The organism is Frigoribacterium sp. CFBP9029 (assembly GCF_034045305.1).
GTDB lineage: Bacteria > Actinomycetota > Actinomycetes > Actinomycetales > Microbacteriaceae > Frigoribacterium.
This window is the reverse complement of the sequence record NZ_JAXCWB010000006.1, coordinates 163,075-180,108: the sequence shown is the minus strand read 5'-3', so window position 1 is coordinate 180,108 and position 17,034 is coordinate 163,075. Positions and strand designations below refer to the sequence as shown.

Genomic DNA, 17,034 nt, shown 5'->3' with positions numbered 1-17,034 from the left:
GGCCCCGGCGGCCCGGCTGCTGCTGCGGACGCGGTCCCACCCCGACTTGGCGATCGGTCCGGCCGCGGCCGCGATCGTCGCACTCCGCGTGCGCAGCCGGTCGGCGGCGCTGGGCCCGACCGGAGCGTCGTCGACGGCCGCCGGTCTCTCGGGTGCGCGCCCCTCGGGCACGTACCCCCGGGGCTCGTCCTGGACGGACGCGTGGCGGGCCGGCTCGTACGCGGCGGGCTCGTAGCCCGCGCGGTCGGGAGCGGAGGAGGCGCGGGCCGGGGGAGCCGGGTGGGGAACGACCGCGCGCTGGTCCGCAGGGGCCTGGCGCGCCTCCTCGGCGGGGTCGGAGGTCGGTTCGACCGAGTCGGCGGGCAGGGCGCCGAGGACTATGTCGGCGAGACCGACCAGGGCGAAGGCGAGCCCCGAGACGAAGAGGCCGATGCCGAGCACGGCGAACGCCACGGCCTCGAAGTCGAGCTGGCCGGGGGCGACGTAGTCGCCGGAGAAGAGACCCGTCTGCACGAGCCGGAAGGTCGAGGCGAGGGCGATCAGCAGACCGGCGGCGCTCATGACGAGGCCGGCGGTGACTGCTGCGGAGACTCTGTTCATGGGGCACCTCCTCTTGCGGACTGGACTGGACGGACCGGCCGTGCTGGGCCGGATGGGACGGGCAGGGTGATGCAGCCCTGCTGAGAATGTAGTCCTCGGGCGGGCTCCGCGGGTGAGCACGGGTGCGCGGAGGAGGCGCTGTGTCGTGCACAGTGCGCACGTTCCGGGCGGTTGCACGGGGTTCGCGGGGTCTTCTCCGATCCGGAGTCGACAGCATCGACGCATGGCTGACTTCTCACGACTCATCGGTGCCGCCAAGCGCGCGCTCGACAACTCGAACTCCGCGGGCGGCTCGGGTTCGCGATCAGGCTCGGCTTCCGGGTCGACGGACTGGCGCGACATGGTGCGCAAGGTCACCGACAAGGTGACGGGCGACGACCGACAGGGCCAGGGCGGCCAGGGCTACGGCCAGGGCTACGACCGCCAGCCCCAGGGCTATGACCAGGGCCAGCAGAGCTACGGCCAGGGCGCGCCCCGGCAGCAGAACCCCGGGCAGGCTCGCGACGGACGATCCGGTGCCGGGCTGTCGCCGGCCGACCGGCAGGCGCTCGCCAAGTACGACTACCTCTTGCAGACCGCACCGCCGCAGCAGCTCGAGCAGGTGCACCGCGACGCGTTCGAGCGACTGACGCCCGCGCAGCGCGAGCAGGTGCTGGCCCGTCTCACCGCCGAGTCCCCGGCCGGCGATCGCCCGGCGTCGAGCAGCCCGGCCGACCTGGCCCGCTCGGCGACCCGCGGCGAGGTCGCCCGGCCCGGGCTGATGAAGCGCGTGCTGGGCAGCAGCGGGGGCAAGGTGGCGGCCGGTGCCGGCGTCGCCGCACTCGGAGGCCTCGCGCTCGCGGTGGCCGGCGGGGCGGCCCTCAGCGCCGTCGCGGCGCCGCTGCTGACCGACGCCCTCGCCTCGGGCGTCGACTTCGAGCAGTTCACCGGCGGGTTCGAGGGTCTCGAGGGGCTGGGTGGCTTCGAGGGCGTCGACGGTCTCGCCGCGAGCGGGGAGGACCTCGCCGCGAGCGGCGGGGACTTCGTCGGCGGTCTCGGCGAGCAGGCGAGCGAGTTCGGCTCGAACTTCCAGATCCCCGGGCTGAGCGACTTCTTCGACCGGTAGCCGTTCGGGGCGAGCGTCTAGTCGCGGGTCGGGGTCGTGCGGGCCGGCTCGAACGTCGCCGCCATGACGGTGACGTCGTCGGGGCGCTCCTCCAACCCGGCCGTGGCGGCGATCGAGTGGACGATGGCGGCCGCGCCGGGCGTCTGACGCACGAGGTCCTCGAAGCGGTTGACCGCCTCCAGCTCGTCGTCGTAGAGGTCGAGCACGCCGTCGCTCACGCAGATCAGGGTGTCGCCGGCGCGGGCCTGCGTGGTGAAGGTCGTCCACTCCGTGCCGATGCCGATCGGCAGGTTGAGCGAGCGCAGCCGCTCGACCGTTCCGTCGGCGCGGCGCAGCACGGCGAGGCCGTGACCGGCGTCCGACCAGTGGATGACGCCGTCCATGCCGATCCGGGCATGGAAGCAGGTGGTGAACTGGGTGTCGACCCCGAGACCGCCCGTCTCGACCCCGGTGGAGGCGCGCTTCAGGGCCGTCGCAGGGTCCGACTCGTCGGCCGAGCTGCGCATGACCGCCCGGACGGCTGCCGCGATCATGCCCGCGCCGACGCCCTTGCCCATGACGTCGCCGAGGGTCAGCGCGATGCCGTCGTCGGTGGGGTACCAGTCGAAGAAGTCGCCGCCGACGGTGCGGGCCGGCACGCACGCGCCGAAGACCGAGAACGAGTTCGGCAGGGTCGACGCGTCCGGCGGCAGCAGCGACTGCTGCACCACGGCGGCGCGGTCGAGCTCGCCCTGGACGGCGCGCCGCCGGGCCTGCGACAGGGTGAGGCGCAGTTCGGCCTGCCGGGCCAGCTCGTTCACGGCGACCGCGAGGGTGCCGTAGACGACGACGGACAGCACGAGTCGCACGACCTCGCTCGACGGCGGCCCCGACGGGTCGAACAGGAACGGCATCAGCAGGGTGACCGACGATCCGATGGCCGGGTAGACGACGTGGCGTCGTCCCGGGTTGGCCGCGATCCAGACGATGGGCAGCAGCACGAAGTTGAGGTAGACCGAGCGGCTGTCGCCGGTGCCGTGCCGGAGCAGACCCACGGCGACGAAGTCGGCGGCGGGGATCAGCAGCTCCCAGCGCAGCGGCACGACGCCCCGGTCGATGGCGAGCGCGAAGCCGAGGGCGAGGCCCGCCAGGGCGACCCCGGACCAGAGGGCGACGGCGTCGGTGACCGTCAACCACGGCGCGCTCGTGCTGAGCACGCCCGCGGCGAGCATGAGCGCGGCGATGAACGCCTGCTTGACGAACGGGAGGCGGCGGGTCGTGATCCGCTCGGCTGCCCGGGTGAGGAACCGCGACCGAGGCCCGCTGGTGCTCTGATCCGACATGCGTCCTCCATCGCGGACGGCGGTGACCGTCCGTTTCGTGCTTGTGGTACCCGTCGCACGAAGAGGTGGAAAGGTCCGTCCAGTTTAGATGCTGGGACATCCTCACCACTCACCCTAGAGGCGGAGCGGTGGGCCGGCAGGCCCCCAGTGCGCGGGTCGACAGAACAGTCGGCCCGAGGAGGCGCGGGTCAGGTCGGCCGATCCGTCGCGGTCCCCTCGTCCAGACCGAGATCGCGGGCCGCCTGCTCGCGCGCGGCGCGCTCGCGAGCGGCGGTCTGCCCCGCAGCGTCGCCGTCGTGCTGCAGCGTGTAGTGGAACCGCCCGGCACCGACCACGGGGAGCGCGCCCGTCGCGACCGCCGGGTCGTCGGGCAGCACCCGGTGCACGCGCAGATGCCGACCCCGGATCAGCCACACGACCGCCACGGCGGCGGCGACGAAGCCCGAGGCGGCGGCCACGCCGATGGCCCAGCGGGGGCCGGCCACGTCGGCGACCCAGCCGACGACCGGTGCGCCGAGCGGCGTGCCACCCGTGAAGACCGCCATGTAGAGGGCCATGACGCGGCCGCGCATCCTCGGTGCCGTCGTCAGCTGCACGGTCGCGTTCGCCGTCGTCATGAGGGTGATCGACGACAGCCCGACCGCGACGAGCACGGCGGCGAAGCTCCAGTACGACGGCATCAGGGCCGAGACGAGGCAGGTGACGCCGAAGGCGAGCGCGGCCGCGATCAGCACGCGCCATCGGGGCCGCTCGCGTCGGGCCGAGAGCAGGGCGCCGGCCAGCGAGCCGACGGCGATGCACGACGAGAGCAGGCCGAAGCCGCTCGCGTCGGTGCCGAACTCGACGCTCGCCATCGTCGAGGTGAAGATGGCGAAGTTGAGGCCGAAGGTGCCGATCACGAACACCATGACGAAGACGACCACGAGGTCGGGACGGTCGCGGACGTACCGGAACCCCTCTCTGATCTGGCCTTTCGCTCGCGAGACGACCGGTTTCAGCTCGAGCTGCGCCACCCGGATGAACCGCAGCGACAGCAGCACCGCCGCGAACGAGCCGGCGTTGATCATGAACACCCAGCCCGTGCCGATCGTCGCGATGAGCACGCCCGCGACGGCCGGGCCGACCAGACGGGCGCCGTTGAACGAGGCCGAGTTGAGACTGACGGCGTTGGTGAGATGACCGGGCGGGACGAGTTCGGAGACGAAGCTCTGCCGCGCGGGCGCATCGATGGCCGCCGCGACGCCGAGCAGCAGCGCGAAGACGTAGACCATCCAGAGCTCGACCGTGTCGGTCAGCACGAGCAGGCCGAGGGCGAGTCCGAGCAGGCCCATGCTCAGCTGCGTCACCATCAGCAGCCGTCTCCGGTCGAACCGGTCGGCGATCAGCCCCGTGACGGGCACCATCAGGATGGGCGGCGCGAACTGCAGCGCCATGGTGATGCCGAGCGCCGTCGCATCGTCGTCGGTCAGATCGGTGAGGACGAGCCAGTCCTGCGCCGTGCGCTGCATCCACGTGCCGATGTTCGACACGAGGGCGCCGGCGAACCACAGCCGGTAGTTGACCAGCGAGAGGCTGCGGAACATCGTGCTCACGACACGCCCTGCGGACGGACGACGGCGGTCTCGAGTCGAGGAGGCGCGGTGTCGGTCATCGAGGAGCCACGATAATCGCTCCGCCCGGGTCCCCGCCGCGATCGGTGCAGATGGCGCAAGTCTGCGGCGCACGCAGTGCGTTCCGTGGCCCGACACCTGTCGGACACCCGGACGACACGCGGTGTTATCGGCGGACCGGTCGACTGACGCGGTCCCCCGATCAGGGGTGGACCCGCACCGTCGATCACCTGGAGCAGGAGCACGAAGTGACCCCCACGACCCGCCGCCGCCGCGCGGCCCTCATCACGGGGGCGGTGGCGATCAGCGCCTCCTTGGCCCTCGTCCCCACCGTGGCGTCCGCCGCGACGCCCGCCGAGGTCGCCGAGAACGGCGGCGCCGCCCGCAGCATCGACGACAGCACGCAGGTGCTGCTCGACTCCGTGAAGGGCGGACCGGCGAAGAACGTCATCCTGCTGATCGGCGACGGCATGGGCGACTCCGAGATCACCTCGGCTCGCAACTACGCCTACGGCGCCGGCGGGCAGCTGCCCGGCATCGACGCCCTGCCGCTGACCGGCCAGTACACGACCTACTCGCTGTACCGCGACGGCGCGAACAAGGGGAAGCCGGACTACGTGCCCGACTCCGCCGCGACCGGTTCAGCCTGGGCCACCGGCACGAAGACGTACGACAACGCGATCTCGGTCGACATCGACGGTGTCCCGCAGGACACCCTGCTCGAGATCGCCAAGGCGAACGGCAAGAAGACCGGCAACGTGTCGACGGCCGAGCTGCAGGACGCGACCCCGGCCGTGCAGGCCGCCCACGTCGCCGCGCGGAGCTGCTACGGCCCCGACTCGGTGACCCAGTGCGGCGCCGACGCCCTCGACCAGGGCGGTCTCGGCTCGATCAGCGAGCAGATCATCGGCACCCGGGCCGACGTCACCCTCGGAGGAGGCGCGGCGTCGTTCACGCAGACCGCCCGTGCCGGTCAGTGGCAGGGCGAGACCCTGTTCGACCAGGCGGCCGACCGCGGCTACCAGATCGTCCGCGACGCCGCGGGTCTCGGCGCCCTGGCCGCCGCCGACCAGACGGCCCCGGTGCTCGGCACGTTCACCGACGGCAACTTCCCGACGCGCTTCGCCGCCACGACCGCGACCGTCGGCGGCGCCGACCTCGCACCGCAGACCTGCACGCCGAACCCCCAGCGCCTCTCGACCGACCTCTCGCTGCGCTCGCTCACCGAGAAGTCGATCGACCTGCTGGACACCGGCGACGCGGGCTTCTTCCTGCAGGTCGAGGGCGCCTCGATCGACAAGCGCGACCACAGCGCCGACGCCTGCGGTCAGATCGGCGAGGTGCTCGACCTCGACGAGGCCGTGCGGGCCGCGCTCGACTTCGCGATCGCCGACGGCGACACGATGGTCATCGTCACTGCGGACCACGCGCACACCAGCCAGATCGTCGACAGCACGCCGCCCGCGACGCTCAGCACCGCGCTGACCACGGTCGACGGCACGACGATGAAGATCGCCTACGGCACGGCCGCGGCCGGCGGATCGCAGCAGCACACCGGATCGCAGCTGCGGGTCGCGGGCTACGGCCCCGGCGCCGGCAACGTGGTCGGCCTGATCGACCAGACCGACAACTTCTTCACCATCGCGAACGCCCTCGAGCTCGACCGCGACCTCGACGGACTCAGTGCCGACGCGACGATCTCGGGTCCGACCGAGGTGGCGCCCGACAGCGAGTTCACGGTCTCGGCCGCAGGGCTGGGCGGCGACCGTCAGGTGCGGGCAGTGCTCGACGCGGGTGACGGCAGCGACCCGGTCGACCTCGGGCTGGTCGACGTGGTCGACGGCACCGTGACGGTCAGCGCGACGGCTCCCGCCGAGGCGGGGACCGCGATGGTCACCCTGACCGGCGTGCAGTCGGGACTCTCTCTGAGCGCGGTCGTCGCGGTCGTCGACGGAGCGGTCGTGCCGGACCCGACGGCGACCCCGTCACCGGGCGACCCGTCGGCGACGCCGACCGACCCGGCCGGCGTCGTGCCGGGCGGGGACGACGGCAGCGCGGGCGGTGCGGGTGGTGCGGGCACGGCCGGCTCCGGACCGCTCGCCTTCACCGGGTCGGAGGCGCTGCCGGCTCTGCTGCTCGCCCTGATGCTCGTCGCCTCGGGCGCCGTGCTCGTGGCCCGCCGTCGTCGCCAGCAGCAGCAGCAGCTCGCCTCGGCGAACGGGGACCTGGGGCCGCAGCTGTAGCGCGCAGCGCGTAGCGCAGCGCGTCGCGACGAGCGCCCAGCGCGTACCTCCGAGTGGACGAGACACCGTGCGACACGGCGGCGTCTCGTCCACTTCGTCGTGTGCGCGGCGTCCGCGGACTACTCGCGGCCGAGTCGGCCGATCAGGCTGGTGTCGAGCGAGTCGAGCAGATCGGCGACGTCGTCGTAGACCTCGTCGGCACCCGCCTCGACGAGCTCGTCGCGCGAGAATCCGCCGCTCAGCACGCCGATGCAGCGGACGCCGGCGCGGTGGGCCGCCGCGACGTCCCACACCGCGTCGCCGACCATGATCGCCTGCGCGGCGGGCACGCCCGCCTTCTCGAGGGCGACCTCGACGATGCCCGGGTCGGGTTTGGCGGTCTCGACGTCCTCGCTCGAGGTGACGGCCCAGAGGGCGTCTTCGATCTGCAGCAGGGAGCGCAGCGCTTTCAATTCGTTCTCGGGTGCGCTCGTCGCGAGCACCACCGAGTGACCGCGGCCGGCGAGCGCCTCGAGGAGGTCGGTCGCGCGGTCGAGGACGTGCAGGTCGCCGCCGTCGCCGAGGTGCTCGTCGTAGTAGCGGGTGTGGGCGTCCTTCACCTTCTCGACGAGGTCGTCGTCGGCATCGTCCCCGATCAGACCGGAGATCAGCAGCGACGGGTCCTTGCCGACCGAGCCGTGGATCCGCCAGCTGTCCACCGGGTGACCGACCTCGGCGAAGGCCCGCGACCAGGCGTCGACATGCGCGTAGTTGGAGTCGACGAGGGTGCCGTCGATGTCGAAGAGCACTGCGGTGTCGGGGGAGTCGGCGGTGTCGGGGGAGTCGTGCGGTGTGGACGTCATCGAACAACCTTGCACCCGCTGCACGGATCGCGTTCCGATCGGGTGCCCGCGCCTCCTCGGTGTGCCGAACCCGACCGCGCATGCTCGGCCTGGTGTACCGAACCCGACTAAATCGCGGCTCAGGTGCCTTTTGGTGGCTCAGCGCCATCTTTTCGGCCGATTCTGTCGGGATTTGCACACAAGCAGGGCCGCTGTCGCGCGCTGTGCCTGTCAGGCGCTGCCGCGCGCAGTGCCTATCAAGCGCTAACGCGCGCTGTGCCTGATCAGGCGCTGTAGCGCGCTGTGCTGATCAGGCGCTGTCGCGCCACATGATGTCGGTGGGGAGCAGCACGCCCGTGGTGGGCAGGTCGGCGCCGCCCAGCTGGTCGAGCACCTGCTGGGCTGCGCGGCGGCCGAGGTCTTCGGCGGGCTGGCGCACGGTCGAGAGGGCCGGGGTGCAGCGGAGGGCCCACGAGCTGTCGTCGAAGCCGACGATGCCGACCTGCGCGGGCACCTCGATGCCGCGGCGGTGCAGCACGTCGAGGGCCCCGGCGGCGACTGCGTCGGACGCCGCGAAGACTCCGTCGACAGTGGGGTCGCGGCGCAGCAGCTCGGACATGCCGTCGACCCCGGCCGTGTAGCTGTAGAACGGGTTGCGGACGACGAGGTCGGGGTCGAACAGGTCGCCGAGCGCCGTGCGGAACCCGGCGAGGCGGTCTTCGCCCGAGTCGCGGTCGAGCCCGGAGGCGAGCATGCCGATGCGTCGCCGACCGGTGTCGACCAGGCGGCGGACGATCGCCTCGGCCGCGGCGCGGTTGTCGATGCCGATGAACGGGATGTCGGGGGCGTCGGGCGGGTGGCCGACGAACGACGCGGGGAGGCGCAGCTCGGCGACCGCCTCGGAGATGGGGTCGCCCGTGCGGGCCGACAGGATGATCGCCCCGTCGACGAAGCCGCCGCGGAGGTACTCGATGACCCGGTCGCTGTCGCGCTGCGAGTCGATCATCAGGGTGACGAGCTGATGGTCGGCCTGCGACAGGACGGCGTTCGTGCCGATCAGGATGTTGCCGATGTTGGGATCGTCGAGCACGACCGAGTGCGGCTCGTGCACGATCAGCGCGATCGCTCTCGAGCGCTGCGTGACGAGGTTGCGGGCCGCCGCGTTGCGCACGTAGCCGACCTTCGCCACGGCCGCCTCGACGGCCTCGCGCGCCTGCGCCGACACGTACGGCTCGTTGTTCAGCACCCGCGAGACGGTGCCGCGCGAGATGCCCGCCTCGGCCGCCACGTCGTGGATCGTGGCCCGGCGTCTCGGGGATCTCGGACCGGACATGGGAGTCACCTTAGCTGAGCCTGAGAGGGGTCGTGAGGCCGGAACGAGCGGCTGTGGACGAAGGAGAACGTGAGTGATGTTGACAAATCCGCGATGGGTGGGTTTTACTCTGTGAACCTTCCCAGAAATTGTCGCCCCGGTCTTGCCGTCGCGAATGTGGGAACGATCACAGACATCATGTGTGAACCTTCACAGACGAAGGGCTCCGGCCTCGAGTCGGTGGGGGATCGCCCGCCGACGAAGCCGAGGCCCCGTGCTCACCCAGACCCTCCCGCAGCAGACCGCGCTCGATCTCGGGCTCGACGGTCTCGTCTTCGGCTGCGACTACAACCCCGAGCAGTGGTCGCCCGAGACCTGGGTCGACGACGTCGCCCTGATGCGCGAGGCCGGGGTCAACCTGGTCGCCATCAACATCTTCGGCTGGTCGCACGTCGAGCCCGAGCCCGGCCGCTTCCGCTTCGACGACCTCGACGCCGTCATCGAGCTGCTGCACGCCGCGGGCATCGGGGTCAACCTCGGCACCGGCACCTCGTCGCCGCCGCCGTGGCTGACCACCCGCCACCCCGAGGTGCTGCCTCAGGCCGCGGACGGCACGACGCGGTGGCCCGGCGGCCGCCAGGCCTACTGCCCGAGCTCGCCCGTCTTCCGTGAGCGCGCCCTCCAGCTCGTCCGCGCGACCGCCGAGCGCTACGGCCGGCACCCCGCCGTGAAGCTCTGGCACGTGTCGAACGAGCTCGGCTGCCACAACGCCCTCTGCTACTGCGACGAGTCGGCCCGAGCATTCCGAGCCTGGCTGGAGGCGCGCTACGGCAGCGTCGACGCCCTCAACACCGCCTGGGGCACGGCCTTCTGGAGCCAGCGCTACTCGGCGTTCGCCGAGGTGCTGCCCCCGCGGGCGACCCTGTCGTTCGTCAATCCGGCGCAGACCATCGACTTCCAGCGCTTCAGCTCCGACACGCTGCTCGAGCACTACCGCGCCGAGGCCGCCGTCATCGAGGCCGTCAGCGCCGTGCCGATCACGACGAACTTCATGGTCGCCGCCCACATCAAGAACCAGGACTACTGGAGCTGGGCAGGCGACATGGCCGTCATCGCCAACGACCACTACCTCGATCACCGCCTCGAGCGCCCCGTCGTCGAGCTGGCCTTCGCCGCCGACACGACCCGCGGTCTCGCCGGAGGCGCCCCGTGGATCCTCATGGAGCACTCGACGGGCGCCGTGAACTGGCAGCCCCGCAACCTCGCGAAGGCACCGGGCGAGATGCTCCGGAACACCGCCTCCCATGTCGCCCGCGGCGCCGACGGCATCTGCTTCTTCCAGTGGCGCGCCTCCGTCAAGGGCACCGAGAAGTTCCACTCCGCGCTGCTGCCGCACGCCGGCACGTCGTCGCGCATCTGGGACGAGTCGGTGCGTCTCGGCGCCCTGGCCGGTCGCCTCGGCGAGCTGCGCGGCTCGCGCGTCGTCGCCGACGTCGCCCTCGTCTTCAGCTGGGAGAACTGGTGGGCCGCCGACCTCGAGGCGCACCCCACGGCCGACTTCTCGTACATCGAGCAGGTGCACCGCCTCTACGGCGCGCTCTGGGATCTCGGCGTCACGGTCGACGTCGTCGCGCCGGGCGCCCCGCTCGACGGCTACTCGCTCGTGGTCGTGCCGAGCCTCTACCTGGTGCGCGACGAGCACGCGGCCGTCGTCGACGCGTTCGTCGCCGACGGCGGATCGGCCCTCGTGACGTTCTTCAGCGGCATCGTCGACGAGACCGACGGGGTCCGTCCGGGCGGCTACCCGGGTGCGTTCCGCGAGATGCTCGGGGTCAGGGTCGACGAGTTCGCCCCGCTGCCGGTCGGCGGCACCGTCGAGCTCGCCGGCGGTCTGCCGGGCGCCACGGGCAGCCTCTGGTCCGAGCCCGTCGAGCTCGTCGGCGCCGAGGCCGTCGTCGAGTACGCCTCGGGCACCCTCGCCGGGCGCCCGGCCGTCACCCGCAACACCCACGGCCGTGGTCTCGGCTGGTACGTCTCGACCGTGCTCGACGCCGAGGCCCTCGGCGATCTCGTCGCCCGGGTCGTCGACGAGGCCGGTGTTCCCGCCCGCAGCGAGGCAGCCGGCCACCCCGGTGTCGAGATCGTCCGCCGGGTCGGCGAGCAGCACGAGTGGGTCTTCGTGCTGAACCACTCCGACGAGACCGTCGCCCACGACTTCGCCGGCTACGACCTCGTCTCCGAGCAGAACGTGGCGGGGCGCATCGAGCTCGCCGCGGGCGGCTCGCACATCATCCGTCAGGACCGGAAGGCATCATGACCGTCACCCCCGCCCGCCCGCGAGACCCGCGAGCCGCCGACACCCCACGGCGCGGATCCGCGCCGAAGCAGAGGACCGCGCCCCGCCGCGGCTTCCGCTACCGCAAGGCGATCGCGATCTTCGTCCTGCCCTTCGGGGTGCTGTTCGCCGCGTTCTACCTGACGCCGATCCTCTACGCCGTGTACCAGTCGCTGCAGAAGATCGAGCGCGAGGGCACCTTCGGGGCCCCGACGCAGGTCTTCGGCGGTCTGACCCAGTACGCGCTGGTGTTCCAGAGCACCGAGTTCTGGGCGTCCATCCTCCGGGTGCTGATGTTCGGCATCGTGCAGGTGCCCGTGATGCTGTTCCTGGCGCTGCTGTTCGCCCTGCTGCTCGACTCGCCCCTCCTCCGCGGCAAGCGCTTCTTCCGACTCGCGTTCTTCGCGCCGTACGCCGTGCCCGGCGTCATCGCCGCGATCATGTGGGGCTACCTGTACTCGCCGAGCCTGTCGCCGTTCTCGGCGGTCACCTCGAACGTCGGGCTGCTCGACGGCGGCACCGTCCTCTGGGCCATCGCGAACGTCGTCACCTGGGTGTTCGTCGGCTACAACATGCTGATCATCTACTCGTCGCTGCTCGCGATCCCCACCGAGATCTACGAGGCCGCACGGCTCGACGGGGCGTCGCAGTTCCGCATCGCCGTCGCCATCAAGATCCCGCTGGTGATCCCGGCCATCGTGCTCACCGCCGTCTTCTCGGTGATCGGCACCCTGCAGCTGCTCACCGAGCCGCTCGTGTTCCGCCAGTTCACATCGACCATCTCGTCGACGTTCACGCCGAACATGCTCGTCTACTCGACGTCGTCGGTGCCCAACTTCAACCTCGCGGCCGCGTTCAGCGTCGTCCTCGCGGTCGCCACGTTCATCCTCTCGATCGGATTCCTCCGGTTGACCCAGCGGAAGGCCGACCAGTGACCGTCGACGCCCCCATCCGTCCCGCCGAGTCGTTCGACGACAAGACGACCCCCGCCCGCCAGCGCGGTCGCGGCCCCCGCGAGAGCGTCATGTCGCGCTCCGCCGCGATGATCATCATGGGCGCGTTCACGCTCTACTTCCTGATCCCGATCTTCTGGCTGCTGGTCTCGTCGACCAAGACGCTCGACAACTTCAACACCAGCGCCGCGCTGTGGTTCTCGCCCACGTCGCTGCAGGACTTCGCGGGCAACATCGCGCAGCTCTTCACCTACAACGACGGCATCTTCCCGCGGTGGATGGTCAACAGCATCGTCTACGCGACGGTCGCCGGCGGTCTCGGCACGATCCTCTCGGCGATGTGCGGCTACGCGCTGGCGAAGTACCGGTTCCGTGGTCGCGAGGCGCTGTTCAACATCTTCCTGGGCGGCGTGCTCGTGCCGGCGACGGCCCTGGCGCTCCCGCTGTTCCTGATCTTCAGCGAGGTGCAGCTGACCGACACGTTCTGGGCGGTGTTCCTGCCGAGCATCGTCAGCCCGTTCGGCGTCTACCTGAGCCGCATCTACGCGGCGTCCAGCGTGCCCGACGAGATCGTGGAGGCCGCCCGCATCGACGGCTCGAGCGAGCTCCGGACCTTCTTCACCGTCGCGATCCGACTCATGTCGCCGGCCCTCGTGACCGTGTTCCTGTTCCAGTTCGTCGCGATCTGGAACAACTTCTTCCTGCCCCTGGTGATGCTGCGCTCGCAGGAGCTGTTCCCGGTGACCCTCGGTCTCTACACCTGGAACTCCAACGTCAGCCAGTACCCCGAGCTCCGCACCCTGGTGCTCGTGGGGGCGTTCGTCTCGATCATCCCCCTGCTGATCGCGTTCCTCAGCCTGCAGCGCTTCTGGCGCAGCGGCCTGGGGGCCGGCGGTCTCAAATAAGCCACCCCTCCCGGGTCACCCGACCCGCACCTCCTCGACCTCCAACCCGTACGGAAACGACGTCGTTCCCTCCCGAGACCGGGCTCCCCGGTCTCGCACCCCGATTGGAAATCACATGAAGAAGTCCAGAGTCCTCTCGATCGCGGCGGCCGCCGTGGTCTCGACCATCGCCCTCGCCGGCTGCAGCGCCGGCAGCGGCTCCGACGGCGGATCCGGCTCCGGCGACGCCGCCTCGTGCGACGCGTCGTCCGGTCCCGTCACGCTCAACTTCACGACCTGGGTCCCCAACATGGACAAGGTCGTCGCGCTCTGGAACGAGGAGAACCCCGACGTCCAGGTCAAGGTCTCGATCGTGCCGAACGGCAACAGCGGCACCTACCAGAACTTCTTCAACCAGCTGAAGGCGGGCAACGCGCCCGACATCGGGCAGGTCGAGTACGACACCCTCCCCGCGTTCCGCGTGCAGGACGGCCTGGCGAACATCGCCTCGTGCGAGGGAGTGAGCGACGCCGAGGCCGACTTCTCGGACGGTCTCTGGAACCAGGTCACCTTCGGCGAGGACGACAGCGTCTACGCGATCCCCCAGGACTCGGGCCCCATGGCCCTCTACTACCGCAAGGACCTCTTCGAGCAGGCCGGACTCGACGTCCCCACCACGTGGGAGCAGTACGCCGAGGACGCCGTGAAGATCAAGGAGATGGGCGGCAGCATCACGAACTTCGCCAAGGGCGACGTGAACCAGTTCGCCGGTCTCGTCTCGCAGGCCGGCGGCCAGTGGTTCGACACGAGCGACGGCACGTGGAGCGTCGACATGACCGATGAGGCCTCCACCAAGGTCGCCGACTACTGGCAGGACCTCATCTCGAAGGACCTCGTCACGACCCTGCCGAGCTTCACCGACGAGTGGAACAACGCCTACAACACCGATCAGGACTGGACCTGGGTCTCGGCCGTCTGGGGTGCGAACACCATCTCGAGCGGCGCACCCGACACGTCGGGCAAGTGGGCCGTCGCGCCCATGCCGCAGTGGGAGGAGGGCGAGACCGCGTCGGCCGCCTGGGGCGGATCGTCGAACGTCGTCTTCAAGGGCAGCGAGCACCCCGCTGAGGCCTCGCAGTTCCTGGTCTGGCTGAACACATCGACCGAGGCGCTGGACGCCCTCAACAAGGAGGCCAACCTGTACCCGGCCTCGAGCACCGGCGCCGAGCTGCCGGCCCTGACCTCGGGCGTCGAGTTCTACGGCGACCAGGCCATCTACGAGGAGTTCGCGACCGCGGCCGAGAACATCCAGCCCTTCACCTGGGGCCCCACGATGACGCAGACCTACAGCGACATCTCCGACGGCTTCGGCACCGCCGCCTCGGGCGACGGCACCCTGCTCGAGGCCCTCGAGAGCGGCCAGGAGAAGACGATCGCCGCCCTCGAGGCGCAGTCGATCGCCGTGAAGTAGCAGCACCTGCAGTGACGGCGCCCGCGCCGGGGGAGTCCTCCTCCGACGCGGGCGCCGTCGTGCGCCCGGGGGTCGGAGCCGGAGCCGAGGAGGCGCGGGTCGACCTCGCCGAGGAGGCGCGGGTGCGGCACACTGATCGCACACGACGAGCGAGGAGTCACCATGGCGACCGATGGATTCAGCGCGACCGAGAAGGCGGCGATGAAGCAGCGGGCCGCCGAGCTCCGCGCCGAGGCGAAGCAGCAGAAGGCGGCCGACAAAGCCGCGGCCGACCTGCAGAGCGTGCTCGACGCCCACTCCGCCATGACGGAGTCGGAGCGGCTGCTCGCCGAGAACCTCCATGCGATCGTGCTCGAGCAGGCGCCGCAGCTGCTGCCGAAGACCTGGTACGGGTTCCCGTCGTACGCCGGGCCCGACGGCAAGATCGTCGTGTTCTTCCAGCCGGGTGCGAAGTTCGGCACGCGGTACAGCACGGTCGGGTTCCAAGACGCCGCGACGCTCGACGAGGGGTCGCTCTGGGCCACGTCGTTCGCCTACACCGCGATCGACGACGACTCGACGGCGCGACTCGTCGCTCTGATCCGCCAGGCGACTCAGGGCGCCGAGTAGGGCGGGCGGCCGGCACCGCGCCTCCTTCCGTGCCATCCGGGCGTCGATGAGTCACGACGCGCCGTGTGACTGCCGGGGCGGCGGCGTGTCGTGACTCATCGAGCCGCTTCGCCTCGGCTGCTCGGCTGCCGGGCTGAGTGCTGCGGATCTGGCATAGGGTCTTGCCTATGACGCAAGACATGATCGACGAGGTCGTCCGCCAGCGGATCCGCGGGCTGCGTGTGGCCCGGGGGTGGACCCTCGAGGCGCTGTCGTCGCGCTGCTACCTGTCGACGTCGACGCTGAGTCGGATCGAGACCGGGCACCGGCGCATCGCGCTCGACCAGCTGGTGCCCATCGCGCAGGCGCTCGGCACGACGCTCGATCAGCTGGTCGAGCCCGAGGGCGACGACGACGTCGTGATCCGTCCGGAGCCCGAGGCGAGCGCAGGCCTGACCGTCTGGCTGCTGTCTCGGGAGCGCGATCGTCGGGGCGTGACGATCGCGAAGATGCGCATCACGTCGGAGCGGGAGGTCGGCGAGCCCCGTGTGCACCCGGGTTACGAGTGGTTCACGGTGCTGAGCGGCACGGTGCGGCTGCGTCTCGGTGAGCGGGAGATCCTCGTGCGGCAGGGGCAGGCGGCGGAGTTCTCGACGATGACGCCGCACGCGATCGAGGCGCACGAGGGGCCGGTCGAGGTGCTGACGATCTTCGACCACGACGGCGAGCGAGCGCACCTCCCCGGGCACCGCGGCGCCTGAGGCGAAGCCCGGCGGGCATGTGGGCTGAGCGGGAGGATGTGCCCTCAGATCGCCTTTCGCTCCGATCGAGCACCGGGCTGGGCGACACGTGTTGCTCGGAAACCTATGCGGGCGTATGGTTCGAAGGGTGGGCTCATCGACGAGCCCGACCGGCCCCGACGGCCGGCCCCGAACGACGGAAGGCACGCATCATGGCTCGATTCGACAACAGGACCGCACTCGTCACCGGCGGCGGGAGCGGCATCGGCGCCGCGATCTCGCGCTCGCTGGCCGCAGAGGGCGCCTCCGTGGTCGTCACCGACATCAAGCTCGACGCGGCGCAGTCCGTCGTCGACGAGATCGTCGCAGCCGGCGGAACCGCCGCGGCCTTCGAGCAGAACACGGCGAAGGCCGAGCAGTCGGAGGCGGCCGTCGAGTTCGCGAAGACGACCTACGGTGCCCTCCACCTCGCCGTGAACAACGCCGGCATCGGCGCCCCGGCCGCCGACATCGGCGACTACGACATCGCCGCGTGGGATCGCGTCCGCGGAGTCGACCTCGACGGCGTCTTCTACGGCCTCCGCTACCAGCTGCCCGCCATGGTCGAGGCCGGCGGAGGAGCCGTCGTCAACATGAGTTCCGTGCTCGGCTCGGTCGGCATCGCGCAGAACGCCGCCTACGTCGCGAGCAAGCACGCCCTCGTCGGTCTGACCAAGGTCGCCGCCCTCGAGTACTCGGCCCGCGGGGTCCGCACCAACGCCGTGGGGCCCGGGTTCATCGACACCCCGCTCGTCCGCTCGTCGCTCGACGGCGACGCGCTCGCCTACCTCGAGTCGCAGCACGCGACCGGCCGACTCGGCACCGACAAGGAGGTCTCGGCGCTCGTGCTGTTCCTCCTCAGCGACGACGCGTCGTTCATCACGGGCAGCTACCACCTCGTCGACGGCGGCTACTCGGCGCGCTGACCCGCGCCTCCTGCGCCCCTCCTCCGCCTCCCAGCGTCGAGGAGTCACGACACGCCGCGCACCCCGAGCGCCCGCGGCGTGTCAC

13 protein-coding genes and 1 pseudogene are annotated in these 17,034 nt (G+C 71.0%); 9 read left to right on the top strand and 5 right to left on the bottom strand.

Annotation, left to right across the window (positions count from 1 at the left end):
* A pseudogene (locus SOM11_RS10380) lies at nt 1-600 on the bottom strand (hypothetical protein); the annotation flags it as partial.
* Between the two features lie 223 nt (nt 601-823).
* Between SOM11_RS10380 and SOM11_RS10375 the strand changes: the two are divergent.
* Complete coding sequence (locus SOM11_RS10375; RefSeq protein ID WP_320477963.1) at nt 824-1,705, top strand: cation-transporting ATPase; 882 nt, start codon at nt 824-826, stop codon at nt 1,703-1,705.
* Between the two features lie 17 nt (nt 1,706-1,722).
* Here the strand turns inward: SOM11_RS10375 and SOM11_RS10370 are convergent, their stop codons facing one another.
* Nucleotides 1,723-3,027: a PP2C family protein-serine/threonine phosphatase gene (locus SOM11_RS10370; protein WP_192060784.1), complete on the bottom strand. Its 1,305-nt coding sequence runs from the start codon at nt 3,025-3,027 to the stop codon at nt 1,723-1,725.
* A 188-nt stretch (nt 3,028-3,215) separates the two neighbouring features.
* A complete protein-coding gene (locus SOM11_RS10365; RefSeq protein WP_320477962.1) occupies nt 3,216-4,619 on the bottom strand; it encodes an MFS transporter in 1,404 nt (467 codons plus the stop codon).
* Between the two features lie 266 nt (nt 4,620-4,885).
* On the opposite strand from SOM11_RS10365, the gene phoA reads away from it, so the two are divergent.
* Nucleotides 4,886-6,880: an alkaline phosphatase gene (gene phoA / locus SOM11_RS10360; protein WP_320477961.1), complete on the top strand. Its 1,995-nt coding sequence runs from the start codon at nt 4,886-4,888 to the stop codon at nt 6,878-6,880.
* Nucleotides 6,881-6,999: 119 nt separating this feature from the next.
* On the opposite strand, the gene SOM11_RS10355 is transcribed toward phoA, so the two are convergent.
* Both SOM11_RS10355 and SOM11_RS10350 read right to left on the bottom strand, forming a co-directional pair.
* On the bottom strand, nt 7,000-7,722 hold the full coding sequence (locus SOM11_RS10355; RefSeq protein WP_320477960.1) for an HAD family hydrolase: 723 nt from the start codon (nt 7,720-7,722) through the stop codon (nt 7,000-7,002).
* Between the two features lie 289 nt (nt 7,723-8,011).
* Nucleotides 8,012-9,034 carry a LacI family DNA-binding transcriptional regulator gene (locus tag SOM11_RS10350; protein WP_192060780.1) on the bottom strand — a complete coding sequence of 341 codons (1,023 nt, stop codon included), beginning with the start codon at nt 9,032-9,034 and terminating at the stop codon, nt 8,012-8,014.
* Nucleotides 9,035-9,287: 253 nt separating this feature from the next.
* Between SOM11_RS10350 and SOM11_RS10345 the strand changes: the two genes are divergently transcribed.
* The 7 genes from SOM11_RS10345 to SOM11_RS10315 all read left to right on the top strand — a co-directional run bounded on the left by SOM11_RS10345 (nt 9,288) and on the right by SOM11_RS10315 (nt 16,949).
* On the top strand, nt 9,288-11,330 hold the full coding sequence (locus SOM11_RS10345) for a beta-galactosidase (RefSeq protein ID WP_320477959.1): 2,043 nt from the start codon (nt 9,288-9,290) through the stop codon (nt 11,328-11,330).
* Nucleotides 11,327-12,283, top strand: coding sequence for a sugar ABC transporter permease (locus SOM11_RS10340; RefSeq protein WP_320477958.1), 957 nt, complete (start codon nt 11,327-11,329; stop codon nt 12,281-12,283). The genes SOM11_RS10345 and SOM11_RS10340 overlap by 4 nt, the downstream gene beginning before the upstream one ends.
* An 89-nt stretch (nt 12,284-12,372) precedes the next feature.
* On the top strand, nt 12,373-13,206 hold the full coding sequence (locus SOM11_RS10335) for a carbohydrate ABC transporter permease (protein WP_192060885.1): 834 nt from the start codon (nt 12,373-12,375) through the stop codon (nt 13,204-13,206).
* A gap of 115 nt (nt 13,207-13,321) precedes the next feature.
* Nucleotides 13,322-14,656, top strand: a complete 1,335-nt coding sequence (locus SOM11_RS10330) for an ABC transporter substrate-binding protein (RefSeq protein WP_243215001.1) — start codon at nt 13,322-13,324, stop codon at nt 14,654-14,656.
* A gap of 162 nt (nt 14,657-14,818) precedes the next feature.
* Entirely contained in the window at nt 14,819-15,265 is a 447-nt protein-coding gene (locus SOM11_RS10325; protein ID WP_320477957.1) for a hypothetical protein, read from the top strand.
* A gap of 167 nt (nt 15,266-15,432) precedes the next feature.
* Nucleotides 15,433-16,005 (top strand): helix-turn-helix domain-containing protein, encoded by a 573-nt coding sequence (locus tag SOM11_RS10320; RefSeq protein WP_192060776.1) that lies wholly within the window; start codon nt 15,433-15,435, stop codon nt 16,003-16,005.
* Nucleotides 16,006-16,196: 191 nt separating this feature from the next.
* Nucleotides 16,197-16,949: an SDR family NAD(P)-dependent oxidoreductase gene (locus SOM11_RS10315; RefSeq protein ID WP_243214995.1), complete on the top strand. Its 753-nt coding sequence runs from the start codon at nt 16,197-16,199 to the stop codon at nt 16,947-16,949.
* Nucleotides 16,950-17,034: the final 85 nt, after the last annotated feature.